13 protein-coding genes are annotated in these 13,086 nt (G+C 47.7%); 2 read left to right on the top strand and 11 right to left on the bottom strand.

What is annotated here, in order from left to right; all coding sequences use genetic code 11:
- Positions 1–13 precede the first annotated feature (13 nt).
- The gene (locus KNP62_RS01900; RefSeq protein WP_214782572.1) at positions 14–1,171 is read left to right on the top strand and encodes an MFS transporter; all 1,158 of its coding nucleotides are present in this window, start codon (positions 14–16) and stop codon (positions 1,169–1,171) included.
- Positions 1,172–1,202: 31 nt separating this feature from the next.
- Here the strand turns inward: KNP62_RS01900 and KNP62_RS01895 are convergent, their stop codons facing one another.
- Positions 1,203–1,721, bottom strand: coding sequence for a hypothetical protein (locus tag KNP62_RS01895; protein ID WP_214782570.1), 519 nt, complete (start codon positions 1,719–1,721; stop codon positions 1,203–1,205).
- A 14-nt stretch (positions 1,722–1,735) separates the two neighbouring features.
- Complete coding sequence (locus KNP62_RS01890) at positions 1,736–2,491, bottom strand: hypothetical protein (RefSeq protein ID WP_214782569.1); 756 nt, start codon at positions 2,489–2,491, stop codon at positions 1,736–1,738.
- Positions 2,492–2,615: 124 nt separating this feature from the next.
- Here KNP62_RS01890 and KNP62_RS01885 point away from each other — a divergent pair, with 124 nt between their 5' ends.
- Positions 2,616–3,164: a DUF4256 domain-containing protein gene (locus tag KNP62_RS01885; protein WP_214782567.1), complete on the top strand. Its 549-nt coding sequence runs from the start codon at positions 2,616–2,618 to the stop codon at positions 3,162–3,164.
- 691 nt (positions 3,165–3,855) lie between these two features.
- On the opposite strand, the gene KNP62_RS01880 is transcribed toward KNP62_RS01885, so the two are convergent.
- The 9 genes from KNP62_RS01880 to KNP62_RS01840 form a co-directional block, all read right to left on the bottom strand.
- Complete coding sequence (locus KNP62_RS01880; protein WP_214782565.1) at positions 3,856–5,037, bottom strand: glycine C-acetyltransferase; 1,182 nt, start codon at positions 5,035–5,037, stop codon at positions 3,856–3,858.
- A 13-nt stretch (positions 5,038–5,050) separates the two neighbouring features.
- Positions 5,051–6,127, bottom strand: a complete 1,077-nt coding sequence (gene tdh, locus KNP62_RS01875) for an L-threonine 3-dehydrogenase (protein WP_214782562.1) — start codon at positions 6,125–6,127, stop codon at positions 5,051–5,053.
- Between the two features lie 166 nt (positions 6,128–6,293).
- Positions 6,294–6,554 carry a stage V sporulation protein S gene (locus KNP62_RS01870; RefSeq protein ID WP_012726477.1) on the bottom strand — a complete coding sequence of 87 codons (261 nt, stop codon included), beginning with the start codon at positions 6,552–6,554 and terminating at the stop codon, positions 6,294–6,296.
- Positions 6,555–6,580: 26 nt separating this feature from the next.
- Complete coding sequence (locus KNP62_RS01865) at positions 6,581–7,375, bottom strand: TIGR00282 family metallophosphoesterase (RefSeq protein WP_214782559.1); 795 nt, start codon at positions 7,373–7,375, stop codon at positions 6,581–6,583.
- 48 nt (positions 7,376–7,423) lie between these two features.
- The gene (gene rny, locus KNP62_RS01860; RefSeq protein ID WP_214748227.1) at positions 7,424–8,986 is read right to left on the bottom strand and encodes a ribonuclease Y; all 1,563 of its coding nucleotides are present in this window, start codon (positions 8,984–8,986) and stop codon (positions 7,424–7,426) included.
- A 187-nt stretch (positions 8,987–9,173) separates the two neighbouring features.
- Positions 9,174–10,223 (bottom strand): recombinase RecA, encoded by a 1,050-nt coding sequence (gene recA, locus KNP62_RS01855; RefSeq protein WP_074033216.1) that lies wholly within the window; start codon positions 10,221–10,223, stop codon positions 9,174–9,176.
- Between the two features lie 76 nt (positions 10,224–10,299).
- Complete coding sequence (locus KNP62_RS01850) at positions 10,300–11,526, bottom strand: competence/damage-inducible protein A (protein WP_214782556.1); 1,227 nt, start codon at positions 11,524–11,526, stop codon at positions 10,300–10,302.
- A gap of 62 nt (positions 11,527–11,588) precedes the next feature.
- On the bottom strand, positions 11,589–12,167 hold the full coding sequence (gene pgsA, locus KNP62_RS01845) for a CDP-diacylglycerol--glycerol-3-phosphate 3-phosphatidyltransferase (protein ID WP_214692781.1): 579 nt from the start codon (positions 12,165–12,167) through the stop codon (positions 11,589–11,591).
- 32 nt (positions 12,168–12,199) lie between these two features.
- Entirely contained in the window at positions 12,200–13,072 is an 873-nt protein-coding gene (locus KNP62_RS01840) for a helix-turn-helix domain-containing protein (RefSeq protein WP_074033219.1), read from the bottom strand.
- Positions 13,073–13,086 lie beyond the last annotated feature (14 nt).

Raw genomic sequence — 13,086 nt, 5'->3', positions numbered from 1 at the left:
GAGGAGATTTGTGATGAAATCGTTTTATACACTGCTCGTTAGCCAATGGCTCGCCAACATTGGCGATGTCCTATACATCGTCGCGCTCATTGCCTCGTTGTATCAACAAACCGGTTCCGCTTTCATGGCGGCCAGCTTCCCGATTGCCGTGACTGCCGGTATGACACTCAGCGGACTCTTTTTCGCCCGTATCCTCAGCCGCTACTCGCTAGGGAAAACGCTCGTCCTGTCACAACTGATGAAGACAGTCACCCTTTTTCTCGTTCTCTTCACGGATTCGATCCTTGTTCTTGGACTTGTCGTGTTGATCGCTTTCCTCGATGGGTTCGCACGTCCCATCCAAGCGTCATTTATCCCAAGATTGACGACGAATCGTCAACAAGCGAACAGCCTCGTTCAAGGGTCTAATCAGTTCATCCAGCTCGCCATGTGGCCGCTCGGGACGATGCTTGTCTCTTTCACCTCGAGCGCTCTCGCGTTAATCGTCTCCCTCGTTCTCTTCGTCCTTTCCACGATTGTGACAATTTACTTCGATCAATCGCTTGCGGAAGACGTCGTCGATGATGGAACGGATGACTCGATTACCTTATGCGCTAGTCTTACTTATGTAAGAACGTCACCATTCGCCCGTCGTGTGACATGGTTTGTGACGTATGAATCATTTGTCAGCACGCTCTGGATTTCGGCATTACTTCTCGTCTATCTCGAGCGACATCTACAAGTCGATACGGGCTGGTGGGGGACGCTCAACGCAGCATTTTTGATTAGTATGATTGCGGCGAGTGCCTATCTATATCGGTCTCGACGAGCGCTATCGTTACCGTCGACCACTATCTTATCCATTGCCGCCGCCATTTTGTTCGGCATGACTGCACATCTCGCGTTTGCAATTTTGGCGTTAGTGATTCAAGGCGCAGCTACACAAATCCGCATCATCCAGACGAACACCGCCATTCAAGAACAGATCCCGACTACACAGCTCCCTTACGTATATAGTGTGCAACAAACGGGATACGCACTCGCATTCAGTGTGGGGAGTTTGTTTTTCGGTCTTCTCGCGGACGTACTACCAATTGATTCGGTTTACCTTCTCGGAGCACTTTTGACCCTTCCGTTGATTTGGATCGGACGATTAACTGAACAGTCCATGCTAACCGTATCATCTGTATAAGCAACAGGCGCCTTCTCAAAGAGAGGGCGCCTTACTTATAGAATTTCCCACCGAAATATATGGTTGGACTCCCTTTTCGATGACAATCGAGTGAAATCACTGATTCAATATTCAATATAGAAAGCGTGATGATTTCTAGAACTGAGTTCAGACCGCAAATATGATAGTGCGTGAACGGTGTTGAATCGTCATGTATCAACTCCCAAAACGAGAAACGCGTTCGTTTCAAAAAATCCAGGTATCCAGATTGCTTGAATCGTTTGATTTGCGAACCCTCGAGCTCATCTGACGGTTCATCCATGATTCCATCCGCAAACGACTCTTGTATGACCTCCATATAGATGACGTCTTCAAAACATAGTTTTACATTGATCACTTTTCGCTGGGAATGAACCCCACCAACTTCGACCCGTTCACGGAATGTCCTGTTTCGCTTCCTCTGGTGATCGAGTAACTGTAATTGAAAAGTAAGGCGGCTCGATCCTACATCATGTTGAAAATCAAACACATGCATCATCCCGTGATAGAAGAATAAATCTTCGAACTTCATTGTCATCGCCCCTTTTAGTCAATTTCGTATTGAAATACTCCGACACCATCGCCACGTTTCAAATCTCCTAAAATAAAAAGTGACAGAATGCTTGTCTCGGTCTCAATCAAAAATCGAAAACCTTCCAACTCATCACTCTCCTCAATCATCGTAATCAACTGAAGGAATTCACCTTCACATACGTTTTGAAGATGACAGGTCATCATATACTCATTCGACCACATCCATTTTCCGTAATGTTCGACACTATATTCACACTTTGTCACATCTGCCCATCCCTTGAGATCAGATAGAAATCGATTTTTCTTCAAAACTGCCTGAAATGAATTGACGTTTAGTGATTTGAATAGGTGGGAGAGGAATGAGGGAGATGACTGAACTTTTGGCAACCCGAATTCCCTCCATTGACTATCCGATGATAGTTTATACAAGTCTTCACTCTTTAGTGAATAAGAATCAGGATCATGAAAGTCGCGACTATTAGCACATAAGAAATCAACAGCCGAGATACTTTGTTCATTTGGATAATCGACTTGTGCATGTGTTGAATAGATTGCACGATGATACGGATCATACAACAAGAAAAGTCGCCCCTCTATATACACGCCCAACGGCAAGGTCAAATCAACGTACTGAAGTCGTCCTAATTGTGACTTTGTGACAATCACGTCAAGTTCACAGTAATCTGTTACTCGATATGAACCGACAGGCAATCGACTCAAATAGTCTGTTTTCAATGTGAACAGATCCATTGTCTGAAATGAGTTCACCCTTAAATGCTCAACGTTTATTTCATCAAAATTCAATTTGGATTCCCCTTTCTTACAATGGAATAGACAAACAGTATCGATACATATCGTATACTAAAAGAAACAAATGATCGGAGTGATTCTCATGTCGAAACTTTCACAGGAAGAAATCCTTGAATTACTAAGTACTCTAGAGTCTCGCTTTACTGCGAACGTTGAACGTCATCGTGACGTTGTCTGGTCAGACGTATTGGAAAGAATTCAAGTTAATCAGGACAAGTTGGCTACACTCTCCTTGATGGAACAGACAGGAGGCGAACCTGATGTGATTCGTCTCGCAAACGGAGATCTCGCTTTTTGCGACTGTTCAGTTGAAAGTCCAAGCGGTCGCCGGAGCCTCTGTTATGACGAACCCGCTCTTGAGGCACGTAAGAAAAACAAACCCGCCGGAAGTGCGGTCACCTTGTCTGAACAGATGGGAATAACCCTTTTCGACGAAGAAACATACCGACATTTACAAACGCTCGGTCAATTCGATTTGAAGACATCGAGTTGGATTCTGACACCGAATGAGATTCGTCAAAAAGGCGGCGCCCTGTTCTGCGACCGCCGCTATGATCATACCTTTGTCTATCACAATGGTGCAGATTCTTATTATGCGGCTCGAGGATTTAGAGGAATACTCATGATTTAAGCAAAGCATTGCGCTTTGCTTCTTTTTTATTAGAAGAACCAACTAAAGAGTTTCGGAATATATATGATGAAAAATAAACTAATAGGAATCATTGCAAGTAATCTTAACACCGACATAGTTCTACTTTTTAACTTCCGAGAGTAGAACAACAATGCACCGAACGTAATCGCATTCGCTGTTACATTTGGTTCTTCTATGTTGTTCTCAATCATTTGCATAAGAAAAGCTTTCCATCCTGGAAAGGATTCAAGGGCGAACGATTCACCGAAACTCGGTGTAAGATTGTATTTCAACCTCACTAACCAGGCTCCTATATAAACAGAGATGAATAAGATTGCATAGGACATGAGGGCGAAGTTCCACAATTTCTCTTTCCAACCCTCACTCCGAAAGTAAAAGACATACATCACAATCATGACGCTAAAGATCACATTTATGATGAATGGTGGTGAAATCGTTAGAATGGAAAACGTCTCTCGATTTAACACTATTCCCACTTGAAATATTTCTTGCTGAAACATAGCCTTTCCTCGCTTTTTTGATTTATAAAAATTCAATGATAATACGGTAATTGAAATATTTAATAATAAGCTACATTTCTCTTTTACCCGAACTATGCTCTATCTGAATATACTCGATTTCGTGTACAAATCCATCAAAAAACTGCAGACAAATCGTCTGCAGTCCTCGCTTATGCGCGTAATGTCACATTCAATTCTTCTGCGACTGTTTTGAACGCCTCGAGTGCGCGTTCAAGGTCATCTCTTGTGTGCTCCGCTGTGACGATTGTACGGATACGGGCTTTACCGCGTTCGACCGTCGGGAAAGCGATGCTCTGTGCGAATACACCATGCTCTTTCAGTTTGTCCGAGAACGTATGCGCGAGTGTCTCTTCACCAAGCATGACCGGTGTGATCGGTGTCGTCGCATGGCCGATATCGAAACCGAGGTCACGTAGACCGTTCTTGAAGAACTCCGTGTTCGCCCACAATTTTTCGAACAGTTCTTCTTCCTCTTTCATGACACGGATTGCTTCACGGTTCGCCGCTACGACTGCCGGTGGATGTGATGTCGAGAAGAGGAACGGACGACCTTTGTGGATCAAGTAATCGCGTACGTCTTGTGAACAGGCAACATACCCGCCTAAGACACCGATTGCTTTCGAAAGCGTCCCGACCTGTAACGCGACACGTCCGTCTAAACCGAAGTGGTTGACCGTTCCGCGACCATTCTTCCCGAGAACGCCAGATGCGTGCGCATCATCGACCATGACCGCAGCGTCATATTTCTCGGCGAGTTCGACGATTGCCGGAAGCGGTGCGATGTTCCCGTCCATCGAGAACACACCATCCGTCACGACGAGACGTGTCCGATAATCTTGTGTCTCTTTTAACGCTTTCTCCAAGTCTTCGAGGTCGACGTGCTTATAGATACGACGTGCCGCTTTCGTGAGACGAATCCCATCGATGATTGACGCATGGTTGAGCGCATCACTAATGACGACATCTTCCGGTCCGAGAAGTGCAGACAAGACCCCAAGGTTCGTCGCAAATCCTGATTGGAAGACGAGTGAGGCTTCCGTATGTTTGAACTCGGCGAGTTCGCGCTCAAACGCTTCGTGCATTTCGAACGTACCAGCAATCGTACGAACTGATCCTGTTCCTGCCCCGTACTCTTCGACCGCTTCAATCGCTGCCTGCTTCAAACGTGGATGGTTCGCAAGTCCGAGGTAGTTGTTTGATGACAGCTGGACGAGTGACTTCCCGTCGATTGTCACTTCGTTCCCTTGTGCCGATTCGAGTGGGACAAGCTTACGGAACGTCCCCTGTTCTTTCATCTCATTGATTGCTTCTGTAATATGTTCAAATGCCATGTTGTTTCCCCCTTTATGGTAATAAGACGACTTTCCCACATTTCCCTGCCCGCATGAGTTCGAATCCTTTTTCGAATTCCTCGAGCTTGAAAACGTGCGTGATGATTGGTTCGACATTCAACTGACCCGTCGCGAGCATCGTCGAAACTTGGCCCCACGTCTCATACATCTTCCGTCCCGTAATTCCTTGGACACGGACACCTTTAAAGACAACATCTCTCGTGAGGTCGATGGCGACCGGACGAGCCGGGAGCGACAAGACGTTGACATCCCCGCCTGCCGTGACCATTTTGAACGCCTGATCAATCGCAATCGGATGACCGCTCATCTCGCAGACAACATCGATTCCGTCTCCATCCGTCTCCCGTTCAATTAATTCGAGCGGATTCTCTTCTAAGCTATTGATGACGACATCTGCCCCCATCTCTTCTGCGAGCTTTAAGCGATACGGATTGACATCAATCGCATAGACGCGACTCGCACCAGCTGCTTTGGCAACGCCTACCGCCATGAGTCCGATTGGTCCGCATCCGACGATGGCGACCGATTTGGCAGACACGTCACTTGCTAGCACCGTGTGTACCGCGTTTCCGAGCGGTTCTTGAATGGATGCCAATTTGGCTGGCATCGTTTCCGGGTTTACCCATAGGTTCTCTTCAGGCATAACGACGTATTCTGCAAAACAACCTTGCGTGTCCACACCGATGATTTTTGTATTTTTACAGATGTGATACTGTCCACGCAAACATTGTTTACACTGATGACAGACGATATGCGTCTCAGCGGATACGGTCTGTCCGATTTTGATGCGCTTCGTCCCTTCCCCGAGTGCCACGACTTCTCCCGAAAACTCATGACCGAATACATACGGTGGTTTGACGCGGCTCTGTGACCATTCATCCCACTCATAGATATGAACATCGGTCCCGCAAATCGATGTCGCTTTGACTTGAATGAGTACTTCTCCAGGTCCTGGCGTTGGAACTGGTACGTCGACCAGTTTTGCCCCAAAACCGGCCGTGTGTTTTTGAATCGCTTTCATTACTGGTGTCGTTGTTTCCTTCTCTGTGGTTGACACGAGTTGTTCCATTGAAAACGTCCCCCTCTTGTCTCTTATGATCGAACGATACGTTCTTTATCATCTTGTCATAAAATGACGAAACTGAGAAGACGGAACGTCCATTTTCCACAAAAAAAGAGGAGCCATCCGCGCCGATGGCTCCTCTTCACAAGAATAGGACCTATGTCCCGACCGCTCATCGTGGCTCAATGATGAGCTTGATGGCAGTACGTTCCTCTCCGTCAATCATAATATCGGTAAAGGCTGGAATGCAAATTAAATCGAGACCGCTTGGCGCGACGAAGCCTCTGGCGATCGCGACGGCTTTGATGGACTGATTCAGCGCACCTGCCCCAATCGCCTGTATCTCACACGTTCCTTTTTCACGCAGCACACCCGCTAAAGCACCCGCAACGGAGTTAGGGTTCGATTTTGCCGAAACTTTGAGTACGTCCATTCTTGTTTCCCCCTCGGGTAGGTTGTTCAATCAAACCAGACGGTCTGATCATCTAGGTGTATTCGTTCAATTTTTGTCGCTCGTTTCGTCTGATCATCGATTGTAATGAAAACTCCATTAAGTTGTTCCCGTCCCTCGGCAACTTCAAACCGAACTGGGAGTTGTGTCATAAATTTTTTTAAAACAACGGATGCATCCATGCCGAGTATCCCGTCAAGTGGACCCGTCATCCCGACATCGGTAATATATGCTGTCCCGTTCGGCAAGACACGTTCATCTGCCGTCTGTACGTGCGTATGCGTACCGACTACGGCTTGGGCACGCCCGTCTAGGTGATAACCCATCGCAATCTTTTCACTCGTCGCCTCAGCATGGACATCGACGAAGAGGGCGTCGACTTCATCACGCACTTCTTCGACGAGCCGGTCAACGGTACGGAACGGACAGTCAAGGGATGGCAAGAAAACATTACCCATGACGTTGATGACGGCCAATTTCTTTCCGTTTTGTTTTAACTTCATTATCCCGACTCCAGGTGTCCCGTCCGGATAGTTTGCTGGACGGACGATCCGGTCGGCATCGTCGATCCAATCAAAAATGTCACGGTTATCCCACGTATGGTTCCCCATCGTCACCCCATGGAAGCCGAGCTCTAAAAACTGTTGATAAATCTTTTTCGTAATACCGCGCCCATTTGCCGCATTCTCACCGTTGACGAGCATGAACGTCGGGTTGTATTTGTCTTTCAATCGACCAATCTGATTGCTCAAAATATCTCGTCCGGGCTTCCCGACGACATCACCGATAAATAAAATTTTCATATAAAATCCTCCCTCAAACAGAAAAAGCGGAGAAATTCTCCGCTTTGTTTACTTCGCATAATCGACGGAACGTGTTTCACGAATAACCGTCACTTTAATTTGTCCAGGATAATCGAGCTCATCCTCGATTCGTTTACAAATATCGCGTGCCATCTTACCGGCGACGACATCGTCGACGACGTCAGGGCGAACGATAATTCGAACTTCACGTCCCGCTTGAATCGCATACGATTTCTCGACACCTTCAAACGACTCACAGATTGACTCGAGTCGTTCGAGACGGCGAATGTAGCTTTCTAGCGTCTCTTGACGAGCTCCAGGGCGAGCTGCCGACAAGGCGTCAGCTGCTGCGACTAGTACTGCAATCGTCGATGTCGCCTCGACGTCCCCGTGGTGGGAAGCAATCGAGTTGATGACGACCGGATGTTCCTTGTACTTCGTTGCAAGCTCTACTCCGATTTCGACGTGACTGCCCTCGACTTCGTGGTCGATCGCTTTTCCGATATCGTGCAAGAGTCCAGCTCGCTTCGCGAGTGTGACGTCTTCCCCGAGTTCGGCTGCCATCATCCCGGCAAGATGTGCCACCTCGACCGAGTGAGACAAGACGTTCTGTCCATAACTCGTACGATAGCGCATGCGACCGAGTGTCTTGACGAGGTCTGGATGGAGTCCGTGAATACCAGCTTCGAAAGTCGCTTCTTCTCCGTACTCACGAATGCGCTCATCGACTTCACGACGAGACTTCTCTACCATCTCTTCAATGCGAGCCGGGTGGATGCGCCCGTCTTGAACGAGTTTTTCGAGCGTCATTTTGGCGATTTCACGGCGAACCGGATCGAAACCTGACAAAATGACCGCTTCTGGCGTGTCATCGATGATGAGATCAATTCCAGTCAACGTCTCGAGCGTACGGATGTTACGTCCTTCACGCCCGATGATGCGACCTTTCATCTCATCACTCGGTAAGTTGACGACAGATACCGTCGTCTCCGCGACATGTTCAGCAGCGTATCGTTGCATCGTGAGAGATAAGAGGTGTTTCGCTTTTTTATCCGCTTCTTGTTTTGCTTTTTGCTCGATTTCTTTTTGAAGGAGAGCAGCATCGTGAAGCGCTTCCTGCTTCGCTTCGTCCATGATGATGGTACGTGCTTCATCTTTCGAGAGGGCTGCCACGCGTACAAGTTCTTGACGTGCCTCTTCGTATAAGTCCTCCACTTTGCTTTCGAGCATTTCTGCTTCACGTTTGCGTTTTTCGAGCCCGCGCTCCTGTTCATCTAGCGAATCTTCTTTCCGCTCGAGCATATCTGCTTTGCGGTCGAGAAGCTCTTCTTTTTGAACGAGGCGATTCTCTTTCACTTTCTGGTCTTCGCGACGTTCACGCAATTCTTGTTCCGTCTCATTGCGAAGTTGAATCATCTCTTCTTTTACTTCAAGCCGTGCTTCTTTTTGCATCGCTTCCGATTGTTGTTTTGCTTGTTCTACAATCTTAGTCGCTTCCGTCTCGGCACCTTGAATCTTCGCTTCGGCGATCGATTTACGCACAAAAAAACCTGCAACAAAAGCTATCGGCAAAAGGAGGATCAGAATAAGCCAGTATAGCCATTCCATCATGTTCACCTCCCTTTCGCAAGGTTATTTTATTTTTTTAATAAGTGAGTAACGCAGGCAAGCCCGCGCATAACTTTATTGTACTTATTTAAGAGAGAGAATGCAATGCACGGACAGGATAGAACTACCAATTGCCTAAAAATTATACTAAAAAAATCTCACTCGGATGATTCCGAGTGAGACCATGTGCTTATTCGTCATCAAGAAGTGAGAGAACTTCGTCGTCTTCACCTTCAACTGTGACTGTTTTTTCTCCGTTCAAGCCGTAGTGATCACGAATTTGACGCTCCACTTCGGCCGCGATGGCTGGATTTTCTTTCATGTATTGTTTCGCATTTTCACGACCTTGACCGAGACGCTCCTCGTTGAACGAGTACCACGCACCGCTCTTTTGAACGATATCGAGGTCTGCACCGATGTCGATGAGTTCCCCTTCACGTGAAATCCCTTCACCGTACATGATGTCGACTTCCGCCGTCTTGAATGGTGGTGCGATCTTATTTTTTACAATCTTGATCTTCGTACGGTTCCCGACCATATCTTGACCTTGTTTGAGCGTTTCTGCACGACGTACTTCGAGGCGTACTGAAGAGTAGAACTTCAAGGCACGACCACCAGGTGTCGTTTCCGGGTTACCAAACATGATTCCAATTTTCTCACGAATTTGGTTGATGAAGATGACGATTGTTTTCGATTTGTTCGTTGCACCAGACAATTTACGAAGTGCCTGAGACATCAAACGAGCTTGAAGACCGACGTGCGAGTCTCCCATCTCCCCTTCGATTTCGGCTTTCGGTACGAGTGCCGCAACCGAGTCGACGACGAGGATATCAACTGCTCCCGAGCGAACGAGCGCTTCAGCGATCTCGAGCGCCTGTTCCCCTGTATCTGGCTGAGAGAGCAACAACTCATCGATGTTGACGCCAAGATTTTTAGCATACTTTGGATCGAGCGCATGCTCGGCATCGACGAACGCAGCTTGACCGCCACGTTTTTGAACTTCTGCAATCGCATGAAGGGCAACAGTCGTCTTACCTGAAGATTCTGGTCCGTACACTTCAATGACACGACCGCGTGGATATCCACCCGCACCAAGTGCGACGTCGAGGGCAATCGACCCAGAAGGGATGACCGATACTTGCTGGTCTGTATTTTCACCAAGGCGCATAATCGAGCCTTTACCGAATTGTTTCTCAATTTGGCGTAATGCCATTTCTAACGCTTGTTTACGATCACTCATAGATAAATGAGCCTCCTTTAATTGATACTTTCATTATACGTGAACATATAGCGATACACAAGTTTTTTACGAACATTTATTCGCCTTTTTTAATTCGTTGTATGAGGGCCCATAGTCCATCTTTTGCAGCCCGCAGCCGAACGACGTTACGTTCTTGATGCGGATAAACACGTTCGATGACCTCGATTCCATCCGGTGTTTTCACCCCGATGTAGACCGTACCGACGGGACGCCCTGAATTTGAGGTTGGTCCAGCTTCACCGGTGAACGAGAGCGCGTAGTCCGCATTCGTTTGTTTAACTAATCCATCTACCATCTCATAAGCAACTTCTTTTGAGACGACTGAGTGCTGTTCAATTGTATCAAGAGCGACCCCTAAATACCTATTTTTTAGCTCATCTGAATAGGTAACGACTCCCCCTAAAAAGACAGCCGATGCTCCTGGAGTCGATGTGATCATCGATTGGACTTCTCCTCCTGTCAATGACTCAGCAATTGCCAGTGTTTGGTGATGACGTGTCAATGATTGCACGAGGTATGAGGCAATCGTTTCATCATCTGACCCGAAATAATACGAACCGACACGTCGTAAGATTTCATCTTTCATTTCTTCAATCATCAGTCGTGCAGCCGTATCATCTACCGCCCGAGCACTGATTCGAAGTCTCGCTTCTCCTGTCTCAGCATAAGGTGCGACAGTCGGGTTAGACCCGTTCAACAAGTCTTTGACGGCATCATCGAGTGCCGATTCTCCAATTTCATAAAATCGTAACGATTCTGAGACGAGCGTCGCGCCTGAAAACTTTTTCGGAAACGTCGCATCGATGAGCGCCCGCATCTCGCGTGGCACACCAGGAAGTAGCATCCACGTCGTCTCCCCTTCAATCCACATACCTGGAGCCAGACCGACCGGATTTTGTAAAACGTCCGCACCTGACAAGACGTCCGCCTGACGAGCGTCCCCTTCATTCATCTCACGGTTACGTGACTGAAGAAATTGTTGAATCGTGTGAAACGCCTCTTCGTCTCGAACAATCGGGCGTTCGAGCAGATCAGACAAGACTGACTTCGTGACATCATCTGCCGTCGGTCCAAGTCCACCCGTAACGATGACAAGGTCTGAACGACGACGCGCAATCTCGAACGTCTCCCGCATTCGTTCCGCGTTATCCCCGACAACTTGATGATACAAGACCGAGACACCGTATTTCGACAGTTGTTCCGATATGTAACTCGCATTCGTATTGACGATTTCTCCTAAGAGCAACTCGCTTCCTACCGCAATGATTTCGGCTCGTTTCATCTTATTTCCTCCTCGACTTCAAAAAAAAGACGAGCTAGATCAACCAACTCGTCTTTGTCGACTTACATCGACTTCACAATAATCTTGTAGTTTTGTGCGAAATACTCGGCACCTGAGTAAATCGTGAGTGCGAGTGCCAACCACATCGCCCATTCCCCAAACGGGATGCCGACATAACTGAAAATCGGGTTACCGAATAGGAGGAAAATGATAGCGAACAGTTGCACCCATGTTTTGGCTTTGCCTGACTTACCCGCCGCGACGACAATCCCTTCGTCGGCAGCGACAAGTCGAAGACCCGTGACCGCAAACTCACGAGAAAGAATCACGACAACGACCCACGCAGCCACGAGGTCCATCTCGACGAGCAACACGAGCGCCGCTGTCACGAGTAGTTTGTCCGCGAGCGGGTCCATGAATTTCCCAAAGTTCGTGACCAAGTTGTGTTTCCGCGCCAAATGACCGTCCAACCAGTCTGTAATGGCCGCGATGGTAAAGATGACACCAGCGATAAATTGGTGTAGCGGGATCTCAGCACCTAAAAAGGCAATGTTTCCCCAATCAAAATCAACAGCGAGTAAGACGACGAATACGGGAATCAACACCACGCGTAACATCGTCAATCGGTTAGGTAGGTTCATGTAGAACGCCTCCTCTTAGAAGGAGAGTCGACTTATTCTGCGTCGACTCTCTTTACAAATATATTTTGTGTGACCGGAGACTCTTGAAGCTCGAGCTCGCGACCGTTGACGACGATTTTCTCAACACCTGCGATGAGTCCGATCCGGATTCGTAACGTGTCCGTTTCAGCATCTTCAATGACAATCGGATTCTGTTTCGATTGGTTCGGATATTCAGGCGCAAGGAACGGACCTTCAAGTGATGTATCACGAACACCGACATATGAAGCTGGCGATTCTTTCACATAAATCTCGGTCGATAGTTTATCGCTCGTAGCGAGTTCATACGTGATGTCTGCCCCGTTCGATTCCGTTACCGCAATTGGACCGGATTCCGCTGGCGGTTCTTCCTCAGCAGGTTCCTCTGATACCGGTTCTTCCTCGGCTGGTTCATCCGCTGGGACATCCTCGTTCTGGTCGAGTGTGACATTTGAACTCGGTGGTTCAGCCGGACTTGCGTCTTGTCCACCGAAGTCGATGCTTCTCACGGCAAAATAGATTGCTGTAATGAGCAAAAAGACGGTAAGGGCGAGAAGTACTTTCGGAACCCATCGCGATACTCGACTCGTCGACTCGGACGCTTTGGAATACGTCTTTTTACGAGAAAGTTGAACGGATGGCTGTGCTTCGATTTTTGGTAGATCTTTTGCGTAAGTCTCATACAATTCGTCCACATCGAGACCGAGTGACTCCGCATACGTTTTAATGAACGCCCGTGCATAGAAAGAGCCAGGGAGATTTTTGTAATCACCTTCCTCGATCGCGATGATATAGCGCTTTTGAATCTTCGTCGTCTGCTGGATTTGGTCGAGCGTCAATCCGCTCTCCTCACGCTTTTGTTTCAAAAAAGTCCCTAGTTCTGTCACAGGGGTCCACACCT

The sequence above is a fragment of the Exiguobacterium sp. s183 genome (assembly GCF_018617655.1).
In the GTDB taxonomy this organism is placed as follows: domain Bacteria; phylum Bacillota; class Bacilli; order Exiguobacteriales; family Exiguobacteriaceae; genus Exiguobacterium; species Exiguobacterium aestuarii_A.
The sequence above is the reverse complement of the archived record's forward strand: the minus strand, read 5'-3'. Positions and strand labels throughout refer to the sequence as shown.

What these genes read in the sequence shown, in the direction of transcription:
- KNP62_RS01900 (WP_214782572.1), top strand. Translation starts at nt 14, where the DNA reads ATGAAATCGTTTTATACACTGCTCGTTAGCCAATGGCTCGCCAACATT.
- KNP62_RS01895 (WP_214782570.1), bottom strand. Translation starts at nt 1,721, where the DNA reads ATGAAGTTCGAAGATTTATTCTTCTATCACGGGATGATGCATGTGTTT.
- KNP62_RS01885 (WP_214782567.1), top strand. Translation starts at nt 2,616, where the DNA reads ATGTCGAAACTTTCACAGGAAGAAATCCTTGAATTACTAAGTACTCTA.
- KNP62_RS01880 (WP_214782565.1), bottom strand. Translation starts at nt 5,037, where the DNA reads ATGGCATTTGAACATATTACAGAAGCAATCAATGAGATGAAAGAACAG.
- tdh (WP_214782562.1), bottom strand. Translation starts at nt 6,127, where the DNA reads ATGGAACAACTCGTGTCAACCACAGAGAAGGAAACAACGACACCAGTA.
- KNP62_RS01870 (WP_012726477.1), bottom strand. Translation starts at nt 6,554, where the DNA reads ATGGACGTACTCAAAGTTTCGGCAAAATCGAACCCTAACTCCGTTGCG.
- KNP62_RS01865 (WP_214782559.1), bottom strand. Translation starts at nt 7,375, where the DNA reads ATGAAAATTTTATTTATCGGTGATGTCGTCGGGAAGCCCGGACGAGAT.
- rny (WP_214748227.1), bottom strand. Translation starts at nt 8,986, where the DNA reads ATGATGGAATGGCTATACTGGCTTATTCTGATCCTCCTTTTGCCGATA.
- recA (WP_074033216.1), bottom strand. Translation starts at nt 10,223, where the DNA reads ATGAGTGATCGTAAACAAGCGTTAGAAATGGCATTACGCCAAATTGAG.
- KNP62_RS01850 (WP_214782556.1), bottom strand. Translation starts at nt 11,526, where the DNA reads ATGAAACGAGCCGAAATCATTGCGGTAGGAAGCGAGTTGCTCTTAGGA.
- pgsA (WP_214692781.1), bottom strand. Translation starts at nt 12,167, where the DNA reads ATGAACCTACCTAACCGATTGACGATGTTACGCGTGGTGTTGATTCCC.